Raw genomic sequence first — 25,791 nt, forward strand, 5'->3', positions numbered from 1 at the left:
ACCTCTATGGTTTAATACTATTTAATACATTCTAGCCAGATCCTGTTGTCCATGTTACCGAAACCTCATCAAAAATTCTATCAAGAATTCTTAGATTCCTTGATCGTGCTCAGAGATCAGGTCATGATGAAAGACATAGACTCGGGACGATTATCCCAGAATTTTCAGGTGGCACAAGAAATTTTCCAAAATAAAATTTTAGAATTGACTACTGAGAACTTAGAGAATTCTGCGGTCTCTTCTCGGCAATCTATCCAGACTGAAATCCATCGGATGTTGCGCTTGTTGAGAACTGATTTTCTATTTTTACAGTCTTCCCACAAACGAAGGACAACAGAACAACGATTAGAGATTGTACTTAATCACATTGAAAAACTGATAGGTTATTGTCAAGTTATTTTAAGCAAATAACTTTTTTAAAAAATTATCGGGGAAAAAATACCATTTTTATTCCCCATAATGGACATTATTTCACTTTAGATAAAATACGACCAATAGTTCGATTTTCAGGAACAAACGTTTTTTTAGCTACCCGTTTAATATCTGCTGAACTCACTGCTTCAATAGCTGTTAATTGATCAAAAAGATTGCGCCAACTTCCAGTTTTTACCTCATATTCAATCAATGATCGAGCCATACCTAAGTTAGAGTCAAGCGATCGCACTAAGGCTGCCCTAAGTTGAGTTTTTACCCTTTGTAATTCTTGATTGGTGACAAATTCTTTCTTTAATCGTTCAATTTCTTGTTCCAAGGCTTCACCTACCTGGTTAACTGTACCATTAGGGGCAGTCTGAGCATAAAACAACATTAAATTAGGATATTTATCCCCTGGAAACCCATTAAAACCTTGGGCAACTAAAGCCACTTTTTTCTCTTCAACCAGGGACTTATAAAGACGAGAGGTTCGTCCCGAACTTAATAAAGTTGCCATCACTTCATAGACAGCATGATCAGGGTGAGTAATCGCTGGACGATGATATCCTTCAAGATACCAGGGTTGGGACGATAATTCCAGGTTAACTTCTTTGGTTTCAGTTTGTTGAGGTTCTACTTCAGTCACTCTTGGTGGTTTAGCTTTAGCCGAATAACGACCAAAATAAACTTGGGCTAATTGTTTAACTCGTTTGGGATTTACATCTCCTACAATGGCGAAAGTTAAATTGTTAGCTCCATAGTAAGTTTCGAAAAATTGCTGTACATCTTCACGAGTAAGGCAAAGAATGTCTTGGTTATAACCAATAACAGGACGTTTATAAGGATGTTTAGTAAAGGCAATATCTAGAAATGCCTCTACCATTTCACCAATAGGACTATTATCAGTTCTGAGCCGACGTTCTTCCAAAATAACGTCCTGTTCTTTATAAAATTCTCGGAAAACAGGTTCTAAAAATCGTTCTGATTCTAACGACATCCAAAGTTCCAGTTTATTCGAAGGAAAACTATAAAAATAGGTTGTCCAATCACTCGAAGTCGCTGCATTCATCCCAACTCCTCCAGCCGTTTCCACAATTTGACCAAAGGCATTTTGTTGAACGTATTGATTAGCTTCTGTTTGAACTTTTTGAAATTCTTGAGCTAATCGTTCAGCTTCTTTTATTTTTCCCGCAGCTTGAGCGGCTTTCATTTGAGAAAATAGAGTATCCAGTCGATCCAAAAGAGGCTTTTCTGCTATGTAGTTAGTAGTTCCAATGTCTTTCGTCCCTTTAAAGGCTAAATGTTCTAAAAAATGGGCTACCCCTGTCTTACCATCAGGTTCATCTACTGCTCCTACATCAGCATAGGTGACGAAAGACACCACAGGTGCGTCATGATTTTCCATGACGATGAACCTCATGCCATTATCGAGTTTAAATTCCGTTATTTGTTCAATCGCTCTATTAAGATAAGGTGTAATTGATTGGCTAGCTATTAAAGTGGAAGAAGTATCAGGAAGTGGTTGAGCAATAACTGGAACACTACTCCACAGAAAAAATAGCAAGCTGAGCGTTGCAAAAGAATAGCGCATAGGAAGTGATCGAGTTGAAGAGTTTATTACCATTGATACCATCAAAGAAAACGACGTTTAGAATCCCCTTTCTAGGATATCGGGATTTAAAAATGATAGCAGGGAGTCATAGTGTGATTAAGTCGTCTTTATAAAAAAGGATTATTTTTTACGATGTAAGTCTCTAACAGAGAGCATATACATCACAAAATACTTCTGCAAAATCAATACAAAATTTTAATTTTATATCTACCCTATCAGACTTGAATGAGATGTTGCTTTTAGAATCAATCTACTACTTACCCTTATCTCAAACTTCTGTTGAACTCACATTTTTAAAAAGTCTCCTCTGTCGCTACCTAGGACACTTGTTTTATATGCTGTGTAAAGGTCAAACCTGAATTTTTCTCCTCTTCTTTATCTTTCTCTATCATTCTCCAAACCCAAACTAATTTTTGAGTTTACTAGGTAAGTCTTAAAGAAGCAAGATATAATTTGTTACAAAACAGATTAGAGAAGATTTTGTAATGAGCAACCCCGTCCTTCATGCCTTTTTCTTAGGCCGAGCTTTTGCTGAAGTCCTTAGCGAAAAAATAGAAGAGAACTTTACTAATGCCCTCAGCGAATTGGGCAGATTTGACGCAGAACAACGCGAACAACTGCGGCAATTTATTGAGGAAGTACAAACAAGGGCTCAAGTTGATGTTGCATCAGGAGATACTGTTAACACTACCCCCAGTGAAGATTTTTCGGTCGATTTACAAGAAAGAATAGACAATTTAAGGGCTGAAATTGCTCGTGTTAAAGCGGAATTAAAAATTTATCGTGCCCAAAAAACATAATTATTTCTTTATTTATCTAAATTTCTCCCCCTATTGGTCTAAGTTACTCTCAACCCCAAAAATCGAGTGTCTCCCCTGTCCTTCAATGTCAACAGTTCCTATTCCACAAAAACTACTTTAGTCTCTAATGACGTGACCAAGCTAGAAAATACCCATAAATTCCCTTGGAATCAGGAAAAATACTCTATTAATCGCCGCCGACTAGATATTTGGTGGTTTGTGTTGACCTTAATTACCCAATTTTGGCTCAATGGTAAAAAATGGAGCTATCGAGGGGGCTATAGTGAAGAAAAAGAGACCGCCCGACGTCAAAAACAAGCGGTGTGGATTAGAGAAAGTTTACTCGACCTCGGACCAACTTTTATTAAAATAGGTCAATTATTCTCTACTCGTGCCGATTTATTTTCCGCTGAATATGTTGCGGAACTGTCAAAACTTCAAGATAAAGTTCCGGCTTTCACCTACGAACAAGTTATAACTACTATTGAAAGGGATTTTAGGAAACCCCTTCCCAAACTGTTCCATAATTTTGCTCCAATCCCTATAGCAGCAGCTAGTTTAGGTCAAGTCCATAAAGCTCAACTTCATTCAGGAGAAGAGGTAGTCGTCAAAATTCAACGGCCAGGATTAAAACAACTCTTTACTATTGACCTAGCGATTCTAAAACGCATTACCCACTATCTTCAAAACCATCCTCGTTGGAGCAAAGGACGAGACTGGACCGGGATCTATGAAGAATGCTGTCGTATTCTTTGGTTAGAAATTGATTACCTTAACGAAGGACAAAATGCCGATACCTTTCGTCGTAATTTTCGTGACGAAGATTGGGTTAAAGTCCCCAGAATCTACTGGCGTTACACTTCCCCCCGTGTTTTAACTCTTGAATATATGCCAGGGATTAAAATTAGCCATTATGAAAAACTTGAAGCAGCCGGATTAAATCGTAAAATCTTAGCAAGACTAGGAGCAAAAGCTTATTTATACCAATTGCTTAACAGTGGATTTTTCCATGCAGATCCCCATCCGGGAAATATTGCTGTAAGTACTGATGGGTCCTTAATTTTTTATGATTTTGGCATGATGGGACGTATTAGCGCCAACGTCCGTGAGAAGTTAATGGATGCTTTGTTTGGCATTGTTCAAAAAGATGCTGCTCAAGTGGTCTCGTCTTTAGTAGCTCTCGATACCTTAAGTCCTGCAGACGACATGGGTCCAGTGCGTCGTTCTATTCAATTCATGCTCGATAATTTCATGGAAAAACCCTTTGAGGAACAGTCAATTAGTCAAATTAGTGATGATTTGTATGAACTTGTCCATAATCAACCCTTCCGCTTACCCGCAACTTTCACCTTTGTTATCCGCGCATTTTTGACTATAGAAGGGATAGGAAAAGGGTTAGATCCAGACTTCAATTTCATGGAGGTGGCACAACCGTTTGCCATGAAGCTTATGACTAATATCAATGGAAATAGCGGGATTAGTGTTTTAAATGAATTAGGACGACACGCGGTTCAAGTTAGCAATACAGCTTTAGGATTACCACGACAAATTGACGATACAATAAAAAAGCTGGATCGTGGTGATATCCGCGTAAGAGTACGCTCAGTTGAATCTGATCGTCTATTGCGTCGCTTAGGTATGATACAGATGGGGACTAACTATATTATTATAACCAGTGCTTTAGTCATATCTGCAGCCCTTTTATTTGTTAACGGTTCGCTTCTTTTGGCAATAGCCACTGTCATAATAGCATTAGTTCCAGCATGGGCTTTATTTCGCTTGCTGCGTCGTCTTGATAGCCTAGATATAACGTTCTAGTTTTTGCTTATCACTATTGTAAATTGTTAGTAGCTAACTCACCAATGATAAATCGTAGCTTTACGGGTTTGACTGATACGGGTATCGTGCGATCAGTTAACCAAGATAATTTCTACATCGACCCTGGAGGGCGGTTTTTTGTTGTGGCTGACGGCATGGGAGGCCATGCTGGAGGAGAAGAGGCAAGCCTAATTGCTACCCGAGAGATTCAAGCCTATCTTGAGACTCACTGGGAATCTGATATTCCTTCTCGTATTCTTCTTGAAGAAGCTTTTTTACAAGCTAATAAAGCAATTCTTACTGATCAACAAGATCATCCTGAACGGGGAGATATGGGGACAACAGCTTTGGTAGTCATTTTCCGAGATAATCAGCCCTGGCGAGCTCATATTGGAGATTCTCGCCTTTATCGCTTCCGTGACGTTGATCTTGAGCAAATCACAGAGGACCATACTTGGGTAGCAAGGGCATTGAAAATGGGTGATATTACCCAAGAACAGGCTACAACTCATCCTTGGCGACACGTTCTTTTTCAATGTTTAGGGCGTAAGGACGTTAATACTATTGAAATTGCTCATCTGGATGTTCAATCTGGTGATCGCTTATTGTTATGCAGTGATGGATTAACCGAAGAAATCCCTGACGAAACCATTCAGCAGCTTTTTAAAAAAGAAAGATCTTGTGAAAGAGTAGCTCAAAATCTAGTAGAAACGGCTAAAGAAGCTGGAGGATCGGATAATATAACAGTGGTTATTGTTGTTGAAGAGGGAGAAACTAAAAGAGTTAAAGAAGATAATTTTGATCTCAGAGTTGATAGAATAGGTAATTAAAATCGACTATAAATTAGTGTAAATTACTGTTTTCTAATTTCTTTTAAACAAGATCAGGGCAATAATTGTCAATTATTTATGCTGTTAGTTGTTGGACTTGTTTTCCCAAGTCGATGAATTTTTTGTTTTAAGTCTTTAAAATGTTTATGACCTTTGTATGGATATTATTTACAAATTTCAGTGGATGGATAACTCTACATAAGCATTGGCATTTTGTATCCCTATATTTAAGCGCAATCAAAGTTCGAGCCTACACTGCTTCTATTGGTACTTTCTGAAGTAACTTCTTTGATCAAGACTTTGTTTGCATTAGCTAAATCATATTCAAATACCATTCCGAAATTTCATGAGCTTTGACTTAATGATATTTTCCTCTATATTTTTTCTTCGACTTTTCGGAAAATTTCGCAATTCTTCTCTTTTTTAAATAATCTATCTAGAAACTGTTTTTCTTATTGTAGTTTCTAAGTAATCTCAACTATTACCAAATCTACAATCTTGATAGTTTTCGCTCTTTTAATTCTGTTGGATGAGTTTTTAGGCAAGCTGGTATCTCATGATTACTACTTTCCTAATCTTAGATTTATTTAAGCTCACCTACTGAATTTTCAAACAGAGAATCACAAATTGCTATCGTTATTAGTCAATCTTAATGGTCTTTTTTTATTGACTGTGATGTTGATCATCATTAACCAACTTAGATAAAGTTTTCTCAGTCACTCGACCTATACGCCAATCAGGTAATATATCAGCCCCCATTTTTTTGTAAAATCCAATAGCGAGACTATTCCAATCCAAAACACTCCACTCTAATCGTCCTGCTCCTCGTTTGACAGCTAATTGAGCTAAATAAATTAATAAAGATTTTCCAACTCCTTTACGATGATAATCAGGTAAGACAAATAAATCCTCGACATAAATTCCTGGTTTAGTTAAAAAGGTAGAATAGTTGGAAAAAAAGACAGAAAATCCTACACACTGAGTTCCCCATTGTGCCACAATGGCTTCTACATAGGGTCTTTCTCCAAATAAATGTTCCCGCAACATCTCTGCATTTCCTGTTACTTGATGAGAGAGCCTTTCATACTCAGCCAAGGCTTGAATCAACGAAAATAAATCTACAACATCTGATGGTTGAGCAGGACGTATTTTGAGATCTTTGTTCATAAATTTTATTTCGGGCAAAAGTGAACAGTAGCATTTCGAGACTTTTTTTATGTTAGCCTTGACTGCTACTTTGTCCACGATAATCTACTAATTCACTGTCAACTATTTAATAACTAATATTTAATAACTAATGTAACCATCCTTTCAAACGACGAGCAACTTGGGGACGACGCAATTTCCGCATGGCTTTACTTTGAATTTGACGTACTCGTTCGCGTGAGAGATTAAACATTCCCCCTACCTCTTCCAAGGTGTGGGGTTGACTCGTGGATAGTCCATAGCGTAGAGAAATTACATCTTTTTCCCGTTCGGTAAGAACATCACTTAACACCGCCGATATTTCATAGCGTAACATTCCTTCACTCATTTGTTCTTCAGGAAGTTGTAACTCCTGATCTTCAAGTAAGTCCACCAGTTCTGTATCTTCCCCTTTCCCGACGCGATGATTTAATGAAAGAGATTGTCTGCGCAATTGGAGTAACTGGCGCAGTTGAGGCGGTGTTATTTCTAACTCCATAGCTAGTTCTTTTTCATTAGGGTTTCGCTGCAAGTTCTGTTTCAAAACGCGCTGTGCTTTTTTGAGTTTGTTAAGCTTCTCAACAATGTGAATCGGTAAGCGAATTGTCCGTGCATCGTTGGCAATAGTACGAGTGATGGCTTGACGAATCCACCAATAGGCATAGGTAGAAAACTTGTAGCCTTTATTTGGATCAAATTTTTCAGCTGCCCGATTTAAGCCAATAGCTCCTTCTTGAATCAGATCTAGAAAAGGAACCCCCCGATTAAGGTAACGTTTTGCAATAGAAACTACTAACCTTAAATTCGAGCGAATCATTTTTCGTTTAGCAGTACGTCCTCGATAAAAACGACTTTCAAATTGCCGTTGGACATCAAATCCCATCGCTTCGGCTAATTCCCCTTTGGTCGGAAAACGCTGCAGTTCTTCTTTAAGCTGTTGACGTTTTTCTTCTGTTTTAACTAAAAATTGAACATTTTTTGCTAATTCAACTTCTTCTTCAGGTTCTAGTAGTGGATAACGTGACATTTCTTTAAAAAATGCTCCAACAGTGTCATCTGAAACAGCTTTGCGGTATTCATCAGGGTGATGATTGCCCAATTCATTAGATAAGGACGAGAACTCTACTTCAATCGCTTGAAAATCGGGATCAACTTGATCAATACTATTCGGCTCAAAAGCTTCTTGAGCTAATGGAGTAGTTAAAGAATGGTCTTGGATCATTTTAGTCATGTTCATAATTCATAAACAGATGAGAATAGGGTGTAAAAAGATCAATAAATTTGGGAACAATAGAGCTATGTACAATGTCAAATGTTGTGTGAGGCTAATCGTGTCCTTTAATGAAATTTGGAGAAAATATTTAAGGTTGTCTTAAGTAATTACCCCAGATAAACAGCTGTCAAAATAAAAGAAAGTTATGACACCTTAATGAGAAAGAGGAAGAACTGAGTCTTTATATTTCTCAGTGTGCCCCTATCTTAACTTTGTCAAGATTATTCCTTGGCGAAGGATCATGTCTACTAAGCTACCAGAATTATTTGAGGTTTCTGTTTGTCTAATTACAAAATGACAAACAGGCAGGTGGAGTCCTGTTATTGTTTTCTGGATACAAAACTTATAACTAGAGAGACCTTAACATCTTTAACCCCAGTAATAATCGGGGATATCAGGAAAATTGATAATGATTAACTGGCGTGATTTTTTAGATGTTTATTTTTTTTAGGTTGTAATGAAGTTTTGTTACAAAACAATCTAGATTATTTGTAGTTAAATTTTAAAAAAAAATAACAATGGTATATTTTTATACCTTAAATACATCAAGAAAATTTTGGCATCAGTGGAGATAAGTTTTCGATAGAACTCTGAATCTTTGAAAGAAAAGAGGAAAAGGCAAAGATTAAAGAGGTATATCCAAGTTTACTCACTAGTTTCATTAGCAGGTTCAGCTTTGCTTGCATGTATAGAATTGTATGAAAAAATAGGTTAATTTTTTCATACAATTCTATTAGGATCGCTATAGTTTACTTTTAAAAATACTCAATAACTATGGCTGATAACACGCGCACTTTTATTGCAGCTGAATCGAGATCGCCTTATGAAGTGAGACACTATTCCAAAAAATGGATTGAGGTGTTGGTCGACTGTCCAGGGGTACAAGGATTATATACTTACCATATTCCTCCAGAATTAAGCCTAAAACCAGGAGATATCCTAAATGTTCCTTTTGGTTCTCAAATGGTGGGAGGAATTGCTATCCGTTGGGTGACTTCTCTTCCTCGTGATCTTGATCTGCAACGAGTTCGCAATGTAGAAGATGTAATTACAGCAGGGTTCTTTCCCTCTGGATATTGGGAATTACTTAATCGAGTTGCCCAATATTATTGTACGGATTTGATAAAGGTAATTCGAGGAGCGTTACCACCAGGGTTATTGGAGCGATCGCAACGTCGTATTCGTCTAAAATCTGGAATCATACCTCCTAAGGCTGAAACTTTTTGTAGTTCAGTGGCTGGACAAATTTTAAACTTATTGCGATCGCAAAAAAACGGAGACTACAGTAGTCAATATTTACATCGAGAAGTCAGAGAAGCAGGTCGGGGAATACGAGAATTAATTAAACAGGGTTGGATTGAAAGTTATCTCGAACCCCCTAAAACAAATCAACCCAAACGACAAAAGGCTGTTACCTTAATGGTTGATCGCTTCCCCACAAACTTGACTAAGCAACAGTTAGAAGTGTTACAGGTATTGCATCAGCAAGGTGGAGAATGTTGGCTGACCGAATTAGTCAAACTTTGTAACAGAAGTTCTCAAGTGGTGAAAAAGTTAGAAGAAAAAGGGTGTGTTGTCATTCAATATCAAGAAAAATTAAGGCTATTAGAACAACCTCAAGTGAATAGCGATCACCCGAAACCACTAACTACTTTTCAAACAAAAGCCTTGGACGTTATTAAAAGTCTAGAAAGCTATGCAGAAATTTTGTTACATGGTGTAACAGGTTCAGGAAAAACAGAAGTCTATTTACAAGCGATTGCTCCCTTATTAAAACAAGGTAAATCTGCCTTAGTTTTAGTTCCCGAAATTGGTTTAACTCCCCAATTAACTGATCGGTTTCGATCTCGTTTTGGAAATAAAATTTGTGTTTACCACAGTAATTTATCAAAGGGAGAAAGATATGATACTTGGCGACAAATGTTAACAGGAGAACCTCAAGTTGTTATTGGAACCAGATCAGCAATTTTTTCACCCTTACCCAATTTAGGATTAATTATTCTTGACGAAGAACATGATTCTAGTTTCAAACAAACCCAAATTCCACCCACCTATCACGCACGTAATGTTGCCTTATGGCGAGGAGAAATAGATAATTGTCCAATAGTTTTAGGATCAGCAACTCCTTCATTGGAAACTTGGATAAAAATAGCTAATACGGATCAAGATATATCTGTCTCTTCCTCTCCTAATTCTTACTATTTATCTTTACCAGAAAGGATTGAATCTCGTCCGTTACCTCCGGTAGAAATTATAGACATGAGACAAGAATTAAAATTAGGAAATCGTTCTATTTTCAGTTTTTCTTTACAAAACGCTTTAGCTGAGCTAGAAAGCTCAAAAAAACAGGGTATTCTGTTTATCAACCGTCGGGGACATAGCACTTTTGTTTCCTGTCGGAGTTGCGGTTATGTTTTAGAATGTCCCCATTGTGATGTGTCTTTGTCTTACCATTATGCTCATGAAGGAGCAACGAAACTACTAAGATGTCATTATTGTAATTATAGTCAAAGTCAACCAAGTCAATGTCCTCAATGTAGTTCTCCTTATTTAAAATTTTTTGGTAGTGGAACCCAAAAAGTAACCCAAGAATTAACTAAACTGTTTCCTTCTCTACGTCCTTTACGTTTTGATAGTGATACAACAAGAACTAAAGGATCTCATCGTAGTTTATTAACTAAATTTTCTCAAGGAAAAGCAGATTTATTAGTAGGAACTCAAATGCTAACAAAAGGGTTAGATCTAGCCCAAATAACTTTAGTAGGAGTCGTAACGGCAGATGAATTATTACACTTATCTGATTACAGAGCAGCAGAACGGACTTTTCAAACTTTAACTCAAGTGGCAGGAAGGGCAGGAAGAGGAAATGATCCAGGCCGAGTAATTATCCAAACTTATTCACCTGAACATCCTATTATTCAATCAGTAAGTTCCCATAATTATCAGGACTTTATTAAAACTGAATTACCCCAAAGAGAGGCATTAAGTTATCCTCCCTATGGACGATTAATTTTAATTAGATTGAGTGGAACTAATAAAATAGAAGTTCAGCAAACTTCTCAAGTATTAGGGGATATTTGTCGTGATAAAGTTAGAGAAGATTGTGAGATTTTAGGTCCTACACCAGCAAGTATTATGCGAATAGCTAAACGTTATCGCTGGCATATTTTATTAAAGTTTAGTCCTAACGCTCAAGTAATTATTCCAGATATTAATGATTTAAAAAAGGTTTGTCCTAAATCAGTTAACTTAACCTTTGATATTGATCCATTAAGAATTGATTGAAAAATGAAATATATAAATAATTTTAAAGATTAAAAATAAAATTAATTATGGTAACTTTAAGGTTTAATAAAACTCACTCTATTTAACCCAACTTATTGTCAATAATTTTATTTATTATATGCCACCGTTTCAGATAAATTTTTCTCATACAAAAAATTAATGCAATTATCTTTGATAAAATTTTTAAAAGTTATTTAAAAAAACTGATAAACTTGTCTATTTTATGGGTTGTCTAGTTTTATTTATCGTCTAATAGTGAACACCTTGAATTATTGATAACCAACAAACAATAACCACTATTAGTGTTATGACCATGACACGTTTAGTTGAATCGTAGAATATAGTCTCAATATTGATAAAAAAACTTATTGTAAAGAACAACTATGAAATAGTCATATCAATACTATTTGACTTTCCTCGTTATTACCTTACCTAATTTTTATGAAGTTTAATCTTGATGTTTCTGGATATTATTTAAGTAACAATGCACGACGCATCTCACAAAAAAAATAATTTTAGACAGTTTGTTTATGAAAAAATTACGTACTACTAGTACTTATAGAAATATTTTATTATTACATATTCTATTTAAATTTTAAAAATACCATTTTGGTAATTTGTTTAACTTTAAAAGTGCAACTTATAACGTGAAAAATATTTCACCATAAAATACCCCAGAAACTTCGGATAATATTAAATTTATAAAACTTAATATATAAATATACCAAATGTAATTTTTTCATTTACTGCCTAGTCAATATGGCTCCTCTAGATTTTTTACAACATTTTAATATATAAAGACTAAAAGTTTTATATTGTGAGCTTTATAAGCAAAAAAATTGATTGGTATTCAAAATACTTTTTATGCTTATAAAGCTTATTTAAAATTAGTTTTTTTTAAAAAAACTAGATTAATAATCTTCTTATATAAGAGCTAAAAACACGAATTATCTTGAAACTACATTTAATAAGTTGTCTTCTGTTAATAAATATACTAACCGATAGTTTTTATGAAAGAAAGTAATTATAAAACTAGCTGAATGATCGTTAAGTACTCCAATATATAGAACAAGAAATAAATTAAGTATTGCCAATAACAATTACATAAAATTTATGCTATTACTTAGTAAATCTACTTTGAAAACTAGTATTACTAAAAGTTAATCTAAAATATCTAATGAATTAATTAACTACTATCCTCTAATCTGTAGATTGGATTATTATAATAATGATCTTGAGTAATTATCTATTACCAAAAGCTTACATACACTACAAAATGATAAAAAAGTTAATCGAGAGCTAGTTAATATTACTTCAGTTTTTTTTATAAAAAAAAGTATCATTACTAATAATATAAAATAGTAAATTTGGTGTAGACAAATATTTTACTTAAATTTTTTGCACGAACCTAACTCAATTAAGTTGTCAACTTTTATTTAAAATAATTAAGAATTATTTGCTCTGTTAAGGATTCTTGTTAAGCAATTATAACTAGAATAACAAGATCATACGAAAGAGCTGTCAAAACTTTTAAGTTTAGAAGTAATGGCTAATTGTAAAACAAAAACAAAATAAATAAACCTAGAAATAGTTAAGAAAAAAACTACTAATAATTAAATTTTTTACGATTGCTGACTTAAAATTCAATAAATTTTTTTCAATTTTACTTAATAACTATTAATATAAGAGAGTAGACTAAAGACTTAATGACTAAATCTTAGATCAGGACTAAGAATTGATTAAGTCTCCTAAGCTCTTAATTAATTTAGTTTAATTGTCAGGCAGGTCTGTCGACAAGAAAACCTAGTTGACTATTTGATTTAACCAAAATCTGTTAAAAAATGGAAATAGAGTTAACCGTAGTAGAAAAAAGTGATCGTCTTGATCGTTGGTTATCCCAACATTTAAAAGATATCTCCCGATCACATCTCCAAAAACTCATTAAACAAGGTAATGTCCAAATTAACTGTCAAATTTGTACCAATAAGAAAACTAAAGTAAATTCAGGCGATCATCTCCTTATCTCTTTTCCTCCTCCTCAACCATTGAATCTTGAACCCGAACCCATTCCACTCGATATTCTTTATGAAGATGACTCCCTCATTATTATTAACAAACCTGCAGGGTTAGTTGTTCATCCAGCGCCTGGCCATACCACTAGAACATTAGTCCATGGCTTATTGTATCATTTCCCTAAATTAGCAGGAATTTCAGGAGTACAACGACCAGGGATTGTACATCGTCTTGATAAAGATACAACAGGAGCGTTAATGGTAGCAAAGACTGATCATGCCCACCAGCACCTACAAAATCAACTGAAAACAAAAACAGCACAACGAGAGTATTTAGGGGTGGTTTACGGTGTTCCTCATTGTCATTCACAGGGGAACGTTTCTACTCACGATCACAAGGAGAATGGAACAATTAATTTACCTATTGGTCGTCATCGAGTTGATCGCAAAAAAATGGCAGTAGTTCCTGTGGAAAAAGGAGGACGCGAAGCGGTCACTCATTGGGAAATGTTAGAAAGGTTAGGAAACTTTACTCTAGTAAAATTTCGCCTAGAAACCGGACGCACCCATCAAATACGGGTTCATAGTAGTTATATTGGTCATCCTATTGTGGGTGATCCACTGTATTCCTCTCAAGGATCGGTTGGAGTCAATTTACCAGGTCAGGCTTTACACGCTCATAAGTTGAGTTTAGAACATCCAGTAACAGCAAAGCGAATTGAGGTGGTCGCTCCTCTTCAAAAAGCTTTTACCAAACTGTTAACCACATTGCGTAAACGATGTTAAAACACTCTCTGAAAAAGGCAAAAAGTTAGTTTTTTTAAAAACCCTTAAATATAAACAAAATATATTGTCAACCAAAAATTTTGTTAACTACAACTATCAAAATACTTTTCTTACGTTCTAATTTTCCATATTAATTTCGTCACTTAGCAAAAACTTTATTCCAAAACAAAAAATCAAGTTATTTTTGAACCTAAAAGTCAACAAAGAACAATATTCTAGGCTTTTTATAGATTTTAGAAAAAATCTATAAAGGCAAAATCAAGGTATAAATCTAGTATTTATCAGAAACAGATAAATTTATTACTTATGTATCGAGAGAAATGAAGCCCTATTGAGTGGTTCCTCAGTTTATAGAAACTATTACCATTTTATAAAAATAAAAACCCAATTCTCATGTGATTTTTATACAACAAAATCTAGTTGCTTATCGGCGAGTACTCTCAGGTTAAAAGACCTATAAATAATTAATTTTAGAAATTCCTTCTTTAGACTTATCACGCCTTTATTTTACGAGAATACTACCCTATTCTTACTATTCAAAAGTATTCCAAGTATCCTTTGTTCATATCTATTTAGCATTTTCTTATGTTCTGTCTTAGTCAATGTTATAGGCTATGTTTACTGGATGTCTAATTATAGGATAATATACTGCCCCTATTAAAAAAATAATTAAGAATGATGTTAATGAATTATTGGCTAATTTCTTTTTACCTGAAACCATTACTAATGGTATAAAAAAATATTAGACAATCCTAATATAATGGCGTTTATAGGAGTTAAAGCTAGGTAAATTATTTTAGAAAAAAAATATTTAACAAAACTACCTACCAAACATATTAAGTAACCAAAAATAATTAAATACTTTGCGGTCAGTTCCTGAAATTCATCTGTAACGATGCTAAAGTTTCGAATGTCAATCTTGAATAAAGTAATGTTCGTAATGTATCTAAATATTAAAAATTTAGACCATAAGGCTAGACACAGAAAGTTTTTTAAGAGCATAGAGTTTAAAAATTCACAAAGAATATCGTTTGAGTCAACAGATAAACAGCACACTGAAGCAAGGACATAAAGTTAAAGTCACTCCAGTCAATAGGGATGGAGAAAATATTATGAGTATCGCCACAATCAACCCAACAACAAGAAAAACCTTAAAAACTTTTGAACCACTGACAGACTCAGAAATTGAAGCCAAACTTGCCCTAGCAGACAAAACTTTTAAGGAGTATCGTAAAACGACAATGGCACAACGAAGTCGATGGTTGAACAACGCTGCTGACATTCTAGAAAAGGACTATCGCGAATTTGCCAAACTAATAACTATAGAAATGGGCAAACCTATCAAAGAGGCAATTGCTGAAACTCAAAAATGTGCCCTTGTTTGCCGTTTTTATGCTGAAAAAGCCTCTGAATTTCTCAAAGATGTTCCGGTAGCTACCAATGCTAGTCGTAGCTTTGTTCGCTATCAACCTCTGGGTATAATTTTAGCAGTTATGCCCTGGAATTTTCCTTTTTGGCAAGTCTTTCGCTTTGCGGCACCCGCCTTAATGGCAGGTAATGTAGGTATCCTTAAACATGCTTCCAACGTCCCTCAATGCGCCTTAGCCATTGAAGTGATTTTGAAAGCCGCTAAATTTCCGGCAGGAGTATTTCAAACCTTCCTAATAGAAGCTTCCCAGGTCGAAGCTGTTATGGCTGATGAGCGCGTCAAAGCTGGAACTTTAACTGGAAGTGAACCGGCCGGGGCTAGTTTTGTATCTACAGCCGGTAAAAATATAAAAAAAACCGTATTGGAATTGGGGGGGAGTGATCCATTCATTGTTTTAGACAGTGCCGATATTGAAGCCGCTGCCACTGCTGCGGTTACCGCCCGGATGATTAACAATGGACAATCGTGTATTGCCGCAAAACGCTTTATCCTAGTCGAGTCAGTAGCTGATCGTTTTGAACAACTTTTGGTAGAAAAGTTTCAAGCCCTGAAAATGGGTGATCCCATGTCAGAAGAAATAGACGTTGGTCCCTTAGCCACTCCTAGAATTCTTCAAGATATTGATCAACAAGTTAAAGAAACTGTAACAAAAGGAGCTAAGATTTTAGTTGGTGGCCAACCCGATCACGATTGTCCTGGAAACTTCTATCCTCCAACTATTTTAAAAAATATTCCTATAGATTCTCCGGGTTATAGCGATGAATTCTTTGGTCCTGTTGCATTGCTTTTTCATGTTGAAGATATAAACGAAGCTATTGAATTAGCTAACAGTACCGTCTTTGGGTTAGGAGCTAGTGGTTGGACTAACAATCCTGCAGAACAAGAAAGATTAGTCGAAGAGATCGAAGCTGGATGCGTCTTTATCAATGGACTTGTCAAATCTGACCCTCGATTGCCGTTTGGGGGCATCAAGCGATCAGGTTACGGGCGAGAATTAAGTATCCAAGGTATTCGAGAATTTGTTAACGTAAAAACTATTTGGATTAAGTGATTAATGTGGTCACACTGAGCAGTTTACACCAAGTATCTTTAGCTAGTTTGAATAAACATTCCACTGTTATAAAGTCCGAAGGAAGTTCTCAAAAAATATCTTCCCTTCGGAAAAGATTATTCAGAGATCACTCATACTAAAATGATTCATCAATCTTGGGGATAGAAATTATGGGGGAACCAACAACAGCTGAATTACTGGTTGAATGTCTAGAAAATGAGGGAGTAGAATACATCTTCGGACTTCCTGGGGAAGAAAATCTTCATGTTCTCGAAGCATTGAAGCATTCTTCGATCAAATTTATCACTACTCGTCATGAACAAGGAGCAGCTTTCATGGCTGACGTATATGGACGATTGACGGGAAATCCAGGAGTATGTTTATCGACTCTTGGCCCAGGAGCAACCAATTTGATGACAGGAGTAGCTGATGCTAATCTCGATGGCGCGCCATTAGTGGCTATCACAGGACAGGTGGGAACTGATCGTATGCACATTGAGTCCCATCAGTATCTAGATTTAGTAGCTATGTTTGCTCCAGTAACCAAATGGAACAAACAGATTGTTCGTCCTAGTATTACACCTGAAATTACTAGAAAAGCATTTAAAATCGCTAAAAGTGAAAAGCCGGGGGCAGTTCACATTGATTTACCGGAAAATATCGCCGCGATGCCTGCTGTTGGGCATCCTCTTAAGCGGGATAGTCAGGAAAAAACCTACGCTTCTTATCGTAGTTTAAATTCAGCGGCCATGGCTATTTCTAAAGCCAAAAACCCCTTAATTTTGGTGGGAAATGGAACCATTCGGGCCCAGGCCAGTGAAGCGTTAACAGAATTCGCCACTACCTTAAATATTCCAGTGGTTAATACCTTCATGGGCAAAGGGGTAGTTCCTTATACTCATCCCTTAGCCTTATGGACTTTAGGGTTACAGCAACGGGATTTAATTAGCTATGCCTTTGAAAAGTGCAGCTTAGTGATAGCCGTGGGGTACGACCTAATTGAATATTCTCCTAAGAAATGGAACCCTGAGGGGACAACCCCTATTATCCACATTGGCATGGAAGCGGCTGAGATTGATAGCAGTTATATTCCTTTAGTAGAAGTAGTCGGTGACATTTCTGATTCCTTGATGGATATCCTAAAACGGGCTGATCGCCAAGGAAAATCAACAGAGGTTGTGACAGGTTTACGAAAGGAAATTGTCGCTGATTATAAACAGTATGCTTATGATGAGGGGTATCCCATCAAACCACAAAAGATTATTTATGATTTGCGTCAGGTGATGGGTCCGAAAGATATTGTGATTTCTGATGTGGGAGCGCATAAAATGTGGATTGCCCGTCATTATCACTGTGATACTCCAAATACCTGTTTGATTTCTAACGGATTTGCTGCCATGGGGATTGCTATCCCGGGGGCGATAGCCGCTAAATTGGTTCACCCTGATAAGAAAGTAGTAGCCGTTACAGGAGACGGCGGATTTATGATGAATTGTCAGGAATTGGAAACTGCTTTACGAGTCGGAACCTCTTTTGTTACCTTGATTTTTAATGACAATGGTTATGGATTGATAGAATGGAAACAACTTAACCAGTTTGGAGAATCAGCCTTTATTAGATTTAGCAATCCTGACTTTGTTAAATTTGCTGAAAGTATGGGATTAAAAGGATATCGGGTTGAGTCGGCAGCCGACTTGATTCCTATTTTAAAGACTGCTTTAGAACAAGATGTTCCTGCAGTTATTGATTGTCCCGTTGATTATGGTGAAAATATTCGTTTCTCCCAAAAGTCAGGAGATTTAAAATCTAAGATGGGCATAGCCAACTCAAGAAGAGATTAAAAACCGCTATTTTTCTAGTAAAGTACACTGAGCTTTTATTGTAAAATCACTTTATGAATCCACCTATCATGACAAACGGTATTTTTCGTCTGGAAATTTTATGGTCTTGTCACTTCAGTAATACTTGGTGAGAAATGGTAGCCCTAGTAGGGGAAATTAGTTTTCTTTTAACTGTACTATCAAGCTATTCTAGGATTAGTCTCTTCGTCGTTAGCAACATTAATATACTTCAATCTATTCCTCAAGAAATAACTTTTCTATTCTATGGGATTGCAGGTTCGGTTTATGAAATCTGTCTCTGGTTTACTATCATTTTAAACATTGGAGGAGGCTATAACGAATTCAATAAGGAAATAGAGCAATTAACCATATTTCGCCAGGGTTTTTCTAGCAAAAATCATTGTATCAAATTTAAAGATATCCAAGCTATACGAACTGATGTTTAATAAGGGTTAAATGTCAAACAAAAACTCTATGTACGGCTGAAGCAATGTAGAAAAATTCCTCGACTCGCACAGAATAATCCATCTCTCTTTCAAAACTAGAAAACCAGGAAGCTGAATTAGCTTGTTTTTTGGGGTTTCCCCTCCAGGGCTTATAATAATTGCCAACCCTAATATTAGAAAATTGAAATGAAAAACTTACTACAGCGTTGGTCAACTATTTTAGCTTGTTTAGTTTTAGTTAGTGGTTTACTTTTAACGGGATGTTCTAATCCGTCGGCGACTTCTTCTGATGCCAATACTAGCGAAGACTCAACTCGATCAATGCTGACTGGTCAAGGGAATCAATTAGATATGGACAATTATGTTCCTAGACTTGAAGGCAAAGCAATAGTAGAAATGATTATCAAGGGCTCTTCCGTTACGATTGAAGTCAATGGAAAAGATGCCCCCGTCACCGCCGGAAACTTCGTTGATTTGGTTAACCGCGGCTTTTACAATGGATTAACTTTCCATCGGGTAGTTAAAGAACCCCAACCTTTCGTTGCCCAAGGAGGAGATCCCCAAGGAACTGGAACCGGTAGTTTTATTGATCCTGATACAAAGAAAACTCGTTACATTCCCCTTGAGATTAAGTTCGAAGGAGATAAAAAACCTATCTATGGTAGGGTTCTAGGTCGACAAGGAGCTTCTCTTAAAAAACCTGTAGTACTGCCCCACACCCGTGGGGCAGTAGCCATGGCTCGCTCTCAAATGCCTGATACTGCCTCTTCCCAATTCTATTTTGCTCTGTCAGACTTAACTTTTCTTGATGGAGACTATGCTGTATTTGCTTATGTCACTGAAGGAATGAATACTGTAGATGGACTTAAACAGGGCGATCATATTGATTCAGCTAAAGTAATTTTTGGATTAGAAAACCTAAAACAATAATTCCTAAAATTTTAATACTCAAATGCTGATTTGAATGACTCGTTGATGATAGCTTTAGTAAGACCGAGTGTAAAATAGTCCTGGAGTTTGAGTCCGTTGGCTTATTTAACAGACCGTAGTTCCTGAAAGCCCGCGACTACGCTATTGCTAATTTGCAGGATCCTTATGTTTTAAAGTGACAGAAAATTATGGGCAGAAAGAGTAGACAGTAGAGCTATGGTAAAAACGGCATTTGTTCAAGTCTGGTGCTATGTAGATAAAATCCCGCCCTAATCCTACCGGAGTATTTTGTGATTCGGATAACTTCCATTGAAAATTTGGACGGAATTATCATTACTGTTTCTCAATTAACAATATTAATTAGAGAGGAAAGATAGCGTTCTTGTTCTAGAAAAGATGAATTAACGTCCATTGAAATCATTTTTCCTAAGTTAGGATATTGAACTGTTTAAACATTTTATACATCACGGTTTATTTCTTATTGCAAGAAAGCATTTCTTAATTTGATTAGCTACGATTGTATTGTGGACTTATATCTTAGACAATGACATCGCCGTGCTGTTTTCATAGATTTGTAAAATCTAAACTACGCAAATCAGTTTTATCGATTCTACTTCGACAGAAATCTTTCATCTAGTCTCTCAAGAATAGGGTATACCCTATTCTTGAGAGACTAGATGGTTCTGTATTATACATCATTGTTCAAAAGTCCTTTAGAAAGCTATATTAAAAAGGACTTCAAGCAACTACTTGTCATATACAAAAGATGAAGAGAAAGCTTAGTTAAACTGATTTATAAAATTCTATTACATAGATATTTTTAAATTAAAATGGTTGACGACAAACCTTAAATTATCTCTTGGACTGAACATTTAGCACACCGAAGTATTCAAGATAATTTTGTTGACTTTTTTGCTTAACTGATTGCTTATATTTTTTTGCAAAAAAACCTTTTCTTGATTTATGAGAATAAAATAGACTAGTTTTTTCTACCATTATTTTAAAATAACTATTGGTGGTTTTTATTGTTAAGGGTTATTATTTCAGATAATCATTAACTTTGTTGTTTCTTAATTTAAGTTACACTTAAGCGCTCCTGATTATAGATATGACGTTGAGAGAACAAGTTTAATATAAAATCAAAGGCAATAACTCCTATACCAAAATTAGTTTGTGTGTCTTCTGTGTACTTTAGAAAATTATGTCCCAAGCCAATGTAGTCAACAATATCTTTAACCTTAAAGATCCTCAATACTATTTTAATCGAGAACTAAGCTGGCTAGAATTCAATTATCGAGTTTTACACGAGGCATTAGACGAACGAACTCCACTTCTAGAACGCCTAAAATTTACCGCAATTTTTAGCTCTAACCTTGATGAATTCTTTATGGTTCGTGTAGCAGGGTTAAAACAACAAGTAGCTGCTGGTGTAAGTAAATTAACTCCTGATGGTCGTACTCCTTCTCAACAGTTAATTGATATTGGTGATCGTCTTCGTCCCCTAGTTAGACAGCAGGATCATCTATTTGAATATACCCTCAAAAATCTTTTAATTGCTCAAGGAATTTACTTAATCAACTATGTCGATCTCGATCAAGAACAACGTACTTATCTCCATCAATATTTTGATGATTATATATTTCCAGTACTAACACCATTAGCAGTTGATCCGAGTCATCCTTTTCCTTATATCTCCAACTTAAGTCTAAATTTAGCAGTTGTAGTTCGTGAACCTAACACGGCAAAAGAACACTTTGCAAGAGTTAAAGTTCCTCAAGTGCTTCCCCGTTTTGTCGCATTGCCTAAGGAACTACGCCATCAAGAAGATGAGCAGACTGCTATCTGGACAGGAGTTCCTCTTGAACAAGTGATCGCCCATAACTTGGAGGCTTTGTTTCCAGGAATGATTGTACAAGAATGTCATCCCTTTCGTTTAACTCGCAATGCGGATTTATCGGTGGAAGAGGATGAAGCTGATGATCTCTTATTAGCCATAGAACAGGAACTTCGCAAACGTCATGTAGGTAAATCTGCAGTTCGTTTAGAAATCCATGCTTCTACTCCCAGTAACATTCGGGAACGACTGATAAAAGATTTAGTTTTAGATGAAATTGATGTCTACCATATCGACGGATTACTAGGACTCAAAGACTTATTTTATTTTATGTTCATTCCTCGTCCTGATCTTAAAGAGAAACCTTGGAGTGCAGTTATTCCTGATCCTTTACAACGAATCAAACAAGTTGTTAATGACAGTGAGGATGGCATAATCCAACAGGAAGGAGAGAATATTTTTTCCCTAATTCGCAATTCTGATTTGTTAGTTCATCACCCCTATTATTCTTTTAGTGCTTCTGTTGAAGAATTTATTACCCAAGCTGCTTATGACCCTAATGTTTTAACAATTAAGATAACTCTGTATCGTACTTCTGGCGATTCTCCTATTGTCAATGCTTTAATTGCGGCAGCAGAAAATGGTAAACAAGTAGCAGCTTTAGTAGAATTAAAAGCTAGATTTGATGAAGAAAATAATATTCTTTGGGCGCGACGCTTAGAACAATCCGGAGTCCATGTTGTTTATGGATTAGCGGGACTCAAAATCCATACTAAAGTAGTCTTAGTAGTGCGACAGGAAAATAATAAAATTCGGCGTTATGTCCATATTGGAACAGGAAATTACAATTATAAAACTGCTAAACTATACACCGATTTAGGTTTATTAAGTTGTCGAGAAGAACTGGGGGCTGATTTAACAGATTTATTTAATTTTCTCACAGGATATTCTCGTCAGAAATCCTACCGAAAATTGTTAGTTGCTCCCGTCAATATGCGTGATCGCATGATAGAAATGATTTATCGTGAAGCAGAAAATTGTAAAAATGGAGAAAGTAGCCGCATTGTAGCTAAAATGAACGCCTTAGTTGATCCCCAGATGATTAGAACTCTCTACGAAGCTTCCCAAGCAGGAGTAAAAATTGACTTGATTGTCCGGGGAATTTGTTGTCTACGTCCAGGAGTTAAAGGTATTAGTGACAATATTAACGTTATTAGCATTATAGGTCGCTTTTTAGAACATTCACGAATTTTTTATTTTCATAATGGTGGAGAAGAAAAAATATATATCGGGAGTGCAGACTGGATGACTCGTAATCTTTCTCGTCGGGTTGAAGCCATAACTCCTATTGAGGATCCATCAATTATGCAAGAATTACAAGAAATCTTGGGAATTATGCTAGCCGATAATCGTCACGCTTGGGAATTACAGTCTGATGGTAGTTATATTCAAAGACATCCTGGGGAAAATTGTCGAGAACAGGGTGCGCACGAAATTTTCATGAAAATGGCATTAAACAGTCAACATAAAGAAATAACTGAACATAGAGGTTAACAGTTATTGTCCTTTGTTATGAAGCGCAACAAAGCCAATAGACAGTCTATGATTTAACCATTAACTGTTCCCGAAACTTTTCTACCACTAGGTTTAATCCGACAGAATTAGAGGCTTTAAAAAGTAAGCGATCACCCGGTTCGACAATTTCTTTTAATCGTTCAATGAGTTCCTGATGGGTAGAGATGCAATCAGTGATAACACCTAGTGCGCCTTGGATAATTTCCTCTGCTTCAGGATCATTGACCAACACTAACAAATGATCAACCTCCACCTCCTTCACCATTTTTCCAATTTCACGGTGGAATTGTGTTGATTGTTCTCCTAATTCCTTCATAGTTCCTAGAATCGCTAGATGTCGTTTGCCAGGAATTTCTTTCAACAAATTTAGAGCCGCTTTCATAGACTCTAATCCAGCATTATAGGTCTCATCAAGAATGATAATGTCACCTGACAATTGATATTGTCGAGAACGTCCTTCAGGTAAATAAACCTCAACTCCTTGAGTTAAAGGAGTACAATCGAAACCCAGACATTTGGCTACAACCAAAGCCCCTAAATAATTTAAAGCATTATGACGACCTGGTAACGGTAGAGGGAAATTCATTCCTTCTACCTGTAAAGTTTGGGAATCAATTAATTTTCCCATTATATCTCCTCCTTCAAGCCCATAAGTAATGGTTTTTCCTGACCAAACTTTCTTTGCCGTTTGAATTAAAAGAGTATTATCGTGATTGAGAATAGCAAGTCCATCTTTAGACATTTGAGCTAGTAATTCACACTTGGCTTGGGCGATTGCCTCTTTTGAGCCTAGTCGCCCAATATGAGCTGTTCCCACATTTGTAATCAGTCCAATGGTAGGACGGGCTACTTGAGTCAGTAAAGCAATCTCCCCTAAAGCTCGCATGCCCATTTCAATCACCACATAATTCTGATCAGTTGTTATATCTAATAAAGTCTTAGGAACACCAATTTCATTATTGTAATTACTTTGAGTTTTGTGTACCTTCCCCTGTGTTCTCAAGACAGCAGCAATTAATTCTTTTGTAGTTGTTTTGCCAACTGAACCTGTGACAGCTATCACAGGAATATCAACTTGATTACGCCACCAATGAGCAATTTGTTGATAAGCAACTAAAGTATCTTTGACTTTAAACTGTGGTATTTTCTTGCTTAAATTTACTGGTAAATAGTGATCCACAATCAGAGCTACTGCTCCTTTTGCTATTGCATCTTCTGCGAATTTATGCCCATCAAAATTGCTTCCTCTTAATGCTAAAAATACTTCTCCTTTTTCAATTAAGCGGCTATCTGTATTGATTCCTTTAGCTTTTTCATCAAAAATAAAGTCAAAAACTTTGTCTAAATTACTTTCAAATAAATCAAAAAAGTTACTGAGATAAATTTGGAATGACATAATATTTAACTTAAACTCTTTTATCACAAAAATGAACTAAAATTTGGTTATGTTACAGTACCATAAATCACTTTAGTATATATCTTGCTTTAGCTATAGTTAGGATACTGTGATAGTAAATTTAATAAATCTAATTGGTATCTAAATCATGTTAGAAAGCTTAATGTTATCACAATAACTATCTAATTTCAAATGTTCTGAATCAGTAATAGAGATAATTTAACAAGCAGGTTATTTACAAATTAATTCTCCTGAGCGGCTGTTCGGCTATTTCCTGAATTGTTACTATTATATAGTAATCAACCGTTGGTAGATAAAGCATCAACCATAAGATTATATTCTTAACCTAATCAGTCTGTTTGAAAATTTAGCGGAATTTTGTAGTGGTTTTTGCTATGCCACCAATTAAATTTACTTTCTAGTTAAAAACTTTAGTAAATTTATTATATTTACTAAATTTCAACAGTTAGTGAACATGATTAATCCTAAAAGCACCAACAACTAACTAATCCGTCAGCAATCTCGTCCATTGTTATTCATTATTTCTAAAATTATTTTTTATCGACAGACGATGTACGTATCAAGCACGATACAGAATTTTACTTATAAGGTTGGGATGGCTCAACTAATACCACTTCCTAGAATTTGGTTAACGACACTAAAATATTTATTTGTCAAATCCAAAATTCTACGCTTTCAATAGAGCTAAGTTCTGCTTTGAAACAATTTGAGTTAGAAAAGTCATGAGACAGACTTTCATAACTCAAATTATTTTTAACCAAATTCTTAAACAATTTCAATGGGATATATATGAGTATTTGATTATCCGTTTATAACTTTCAATATACAAAAGATTGATTCAAAAAACTTTCCATAACCTCTTCCAAAATGCTCTAACTGAATACAACTATCAAAAGCCCAATGAATAACCCAATGAATTTTTAATGATACAAATATCGAGTCAATTATTAAATCTTCTTGTCGTTAAAAGCAGCCGGTGGCTGGAAGACTATGTTTTTACTGATATGGTGTCTGGTTTAGGAGTTACTAGAAACATTGATACTTTGATTAAAGGCAGTAGTATTTTTCCTTTTGGAAAAGTGGATTTAACTGCTCTAATCTAAATAAAATTGCATTCAAATGAAATCGAGTTAGGTTATAACAACATTAGAGAACATAATTGACTTTGACGATATTTTTAATCCCTTCTTCTGTTCAGAATAAGGAAAAGTTTGCTATGATTTTAAAGTTTTCTATCTGGGAAAGTCTAACTG

15 protein-coding genes and 1 pseudogene are annotated in these 25,791 nt (G+C 35.6%); 12 read left to right on the top strand and 4 right to left on the bottom strand.

Annotated elements, in window-relative coordinates; translation table 11 throughout:
• Positions 1 to 51: 51 nt before the first annotated feature.
• On the top strand, positions 52 to 411 hold the full coding sequence (gene patD / locus RGRSB_RS01035) for a heterocyst frequency control protein PatD (RefSeq protein WP_119259452.1): 360 nt from the start codon (positions 52 to 54) through the stop codon (positions 409 to 411).
• 55 nt (positions 412 to 466) lie between these two features.
• On the opposite strand, the gene RGRSB_RS01040 is transcribed toward patD, so the two are convergent.
• Entirely contained in the window at positions 467 to 2,038 is a 1,572-nt protein-coding gene (locus tag RGRSB_RS01040) for a M16 family metallopeptidase (protein WP_119259453.1), read from the bottom strand.
• A gap of 473 nt (positions 2,039 to 2,511) precedes the next feature.
• Here RGRSB_RS01040 and RGRSB_RS01045 point away from each other — a divergent pair, with 473 nt between their 5' ends.
• From RGRSB_RS01045 to RGRSB_RS01055, 3 genes are all read left to right on the top strand, one after another.
• Positions 2,512 to 2,826: a DUF6825 family protein gene (locus RGRSB_RS01045; protein WP_119259454.1), complete on the top strand. Its 315-nt coding sequence runs from the start codon at positions 2,512 to 2,514 to the stop codon at positions 2,824 to 2,826.
• Between the two features lie 66 nt (positions 2,827 to 2,892).
• Entirely contained in the window at positions 2,893 to 4,644 is a 1,752-nt protein-coding gene (locus tag RGRSB_RS01050) for an ABC1 kinase family protein (protein ID WP_119259455.1), read from the top strand.
• 44 nt (positions 4,645 to 4,688) lie between these two features.
• The gene (locus RGRSB_RS01055; protein ID WP_119259456.1) at positions 4,689 to 5,474 is read left to right on the top strand and encodes a Stp1/IreP family PP2C-type Ser/Thr phosphatase; all 786 of its coding nucleotides are present in this window, start codon (positions 4,689 to 4,691) and stop codon (positions 5,472 to 5,474) included.
• A 663-nt stretch (positions 5,475 to 6,137) separates the two neighbouring features.
• Here the strand turns inward: RGRSB_RS01055 and RGRSB_RS01060 are convergent.
• Together RGRSB_RS01060 and RGRSB_RS01065 are read right to left on the bottom strand one after the other, a co-directional pair.
• A complete protein-coding gene (locus tag RGRSB_RS01060) occupies positions 6,138 to 6,641 on the bottom strand; it encodes a GNAT family N-acetyltransferase (RefSeq protein ID WP_119259457.1) in 504 nt (167 codons plus the stop codon).
• A gap of 127 nt (positions 6,642 to 6,768) precedes the next feature.
• The gene (locus RGRSB_RS01065; RefSeq protein ID WP_119259458.1) at positions 6,769 to 7,896 is read right to left on the bottom strand and encodes an RNA polymerase sigma factor, RpoD/SigA family; all 1,128 of its coding nucleotides are present in this window, start codon (positions 7,894 to 7,896) and stop codon (positions 6,769 to 6,771) included.
• 810 nt (positions 7,897 to 8,706) lie between these two features.
• On the opposite strand from RGRSB_RS01065, the gene priA reads away from it, so the two are divergent.
• The 7 genes and pseudogenes from priA (at position 8,707) to ppk1 (ending at position 23,100) form a co-directional block, all read left to right on the top strand.
• Positions 8,707 to 11,217: a primosomal protein N' gene (priA, locus tag RGRSB_RS01070; protein ID WP_119259459.1), complete on the top strand. Its 2,511-nt coding sequence runs from the start codon at positions 8,707 to 8,709 to the stop codon at positions 11,215 to 11,217.
• A 1,841-nt stretch (positions 11,218 to 13,058) separates the two neighbouring features.
• Positions 13,059 to 14,015 carry an RluA family pseudouridine synthase gene (locus tag RGRSB_RS01075; RefSeq protein ID WP_119259460.1) on the top strand — a complete coding sequence of 319 codons (957 nt, stop codon included), beginning with the start codon at positions 13,059 to 13,061 and terminating at the stop codon, positions 14,013 to 14,015.
• 1,112 nt (positions 14,016 to 15,127) lie between these two features.
• The gene (locus tag RGRSB_RS01080; RefSeq protein WP_119259461.1) at positions 15,128 to 16,495 is read left to right on the top strand and encodes an NAD-dependent succinate-semialdehyde dehydrogenase; all 1,368 of its coding nucleotides are present in this window, start codon (positions 15,128 to 15,130) and stop codon (positions 16,493 to 16,495) included.
• A 170-nt stretch (positions 16,496 to 16,665) separates the two neighbouring features.
• Positions 16,666 to 18,336 carry an acetolactate synthase large subunit gene (locus RGRSB_RS01085; protein ID WP_119259462.1) on the top strand — a complete coding sequence of 557 codons (1,671 nt, stop codon included), beginning with the start codon at positions 16,666 to 16,668 and terminating at the stop codon, positions 18,334 to 18,336.
• A gap of 53 nt (positions 18,337 to 18,389) precedes the next feature.
• A pseudogene (locus tag RGRSB_RS01090) lies at positions 18,390 to 18,937 on the top strand (photosystem I assembly protein Ycf4).
• Positions 18,938 to 18,968: 31 nt separating this feature from the next.
• Positions 18,969 to 19,712 (top strand): peptidylprolyl isomerase, encoded by a 744-nt coding sequence (locus RGRSB_RS01095; protein WP_119259463.1) that lies wholly within the window; start codon positions 18,969 to 18,971, stop codon positions 19,710 to 19,712.
• Between the two features lie 1,201 nt (positions 19,713 to 20,913).
• Positions 20,914 to 23,100: a polyphosphate kinase 1 gene (gene ppk1, locus RGRSB_RS01100; protein WP_119259464.1), complete on the top strand. Its 2,187-nt coding sequence runs from the start codon at positions 20,914 to 20,916 to the stop codon at positions 23,098 to 23,100.
• A 46-nt stretch (positions 23,101 to 23,146) separates the two neighbouring features.
• On the opposite strand, the gene RGRSB_RS01105 is transcribed toward ppk1, so the two are convergent.
• A complete protein-coding gene (locus tag RGRSB_RS01105) occupies positions 23,147 to 24,517 on the bottom strand; it encodes a UDP-N-acetylmuramoyl-tripeptide--D-alanyl-D-alanine ligase (protein ID WP_119259465.1) in 1,371 nt (456 codons plus the stop codon).
• Positions 24,518 to 25,461: 944 nt separating this feature from the next.
• On the opposite strand from RGRSB_RS01105, the gene RGRSB_RS01110 reads away from it, so the two are divergent.
• The gene (locus tag RGRSB_RS01110; RefSeq protein WP_119259466.1) at positions 25,462 to 25,641 is read left to right on the top strand and encodes a hypothetical protein; all 180 of its coding nucleotides are present in this window, start codon (positions 25,462 to 25,464) and stop codon (positions 25,639 to 25,641) included.
• The last annotated feature ends 150 nt before the right edge of the window (positions 25,642 to 25,791 follow it).

Source organism: cyanobacterium endosymbiont of Rhopalodia gibberula (assembly GCF_003574135.1).
Lineage (GTDB): Bacteria > Cyanobacteriota > Cyanobacteriia > Cyanobacteriales > Microcystaceae > Rippkaea.

Bases quoted from the DNA above. Each gene is read 5' to 3' on its own strand.
- patD (WP_119259452.1), top strand. From the start codon at position 52: ATGTTACCGAAACCTCATCAAAAATTCTATCAAGAATTCTTAGATTCC.
- RGRSB_RS01040 (WP_119259453.1), bottom strand. From the start codon at position 2,038: ATGGTAATAAACTCTTCAACTCGATCACTTCCTATGCGCTATTCTTTT.
- RGRSB_RS01045 (WP_119259454.1), top strand. From the start codon at position 2,512: ATGAGCAACCCCGTCCTTCATGCCTTTTTCTTAGGCCGAGCTTTTGCT.
- RGRSB_RS01055 (WP_119259456.1), top strand. From the start codon at position 4,689: ATGATAAATCGTAGCTTTACGGGTTTGACTGATACGGGTATCGTGCGA.
- RGRSB_RS01060 (WP_119259457.1), bottom strand. From the start codon at position 6,641: ATGAACAAAGATCTCAAAATACGTCCTGCTCAACCATCAGATGTTGTA.
- RGRSB_RS01065 (WP_119259458.1), bottom strand. From the start codon at position 7,896: ATGAACATGACTAAAATGATCCAAGACCATTCTTTAACTACTCCATTA.
- priA (WP_119259459.1), top strand. From the start codon at position 8,707: ATGGCTGATAACACGCGCACTTTTATTGCAGCTGAATCGAGATCGCCT.
- RGRSB_RS01075 (WP_119259460.1), top strand. From the start codon at position 13,059: ATGGAAATAGAGTTAACCGTAGTAGAAAAAAGTGATCGTCTTGATCGT.
- RGRSB_RS01080 (WP_119259461.1), top strand. From the start codon at position 15,128: ATGAGTATCGCCACAATCAACCCAACAACAAGAAAAACCTTAAAAACT.
- RGRSB_RS01085 (WP_119259462.1), top strand. From the start codon at position 16,666: ATGGGGGAACCAACAACAGCTGAATTACTGGTTGAATGTCTAGAAAAT.
- RGRSB_RS01095 (WP_119259463.1), top strand. From the start codon at position 18,969: ATGAAAAACTTACTACAGCGTTGGTCAACTATTTTAGCTTGTTTAGTT.
- ppk1 (WP_119259464.1), top strand. From the start codon at position 20,914: ATGTCCCAAGCCAATGTAGTCAACAATATCTTTAACCTTAAAGATCCT.
- RGRSB_RS01105 (WP_119259465.1), bottom strand. From the start codon at position 24,517: ATGTCATTCCAAATTTATCTCAGTAACTTTTTTGATTTATTTGAAAGT.
- RGRSB_RS01110 (WP_119259466.1), top strand. From the start codon at position 25,462: ATGATACAAATATCGAGTCAATTATTAAATCTTCTTGTCGTTAAAAGC.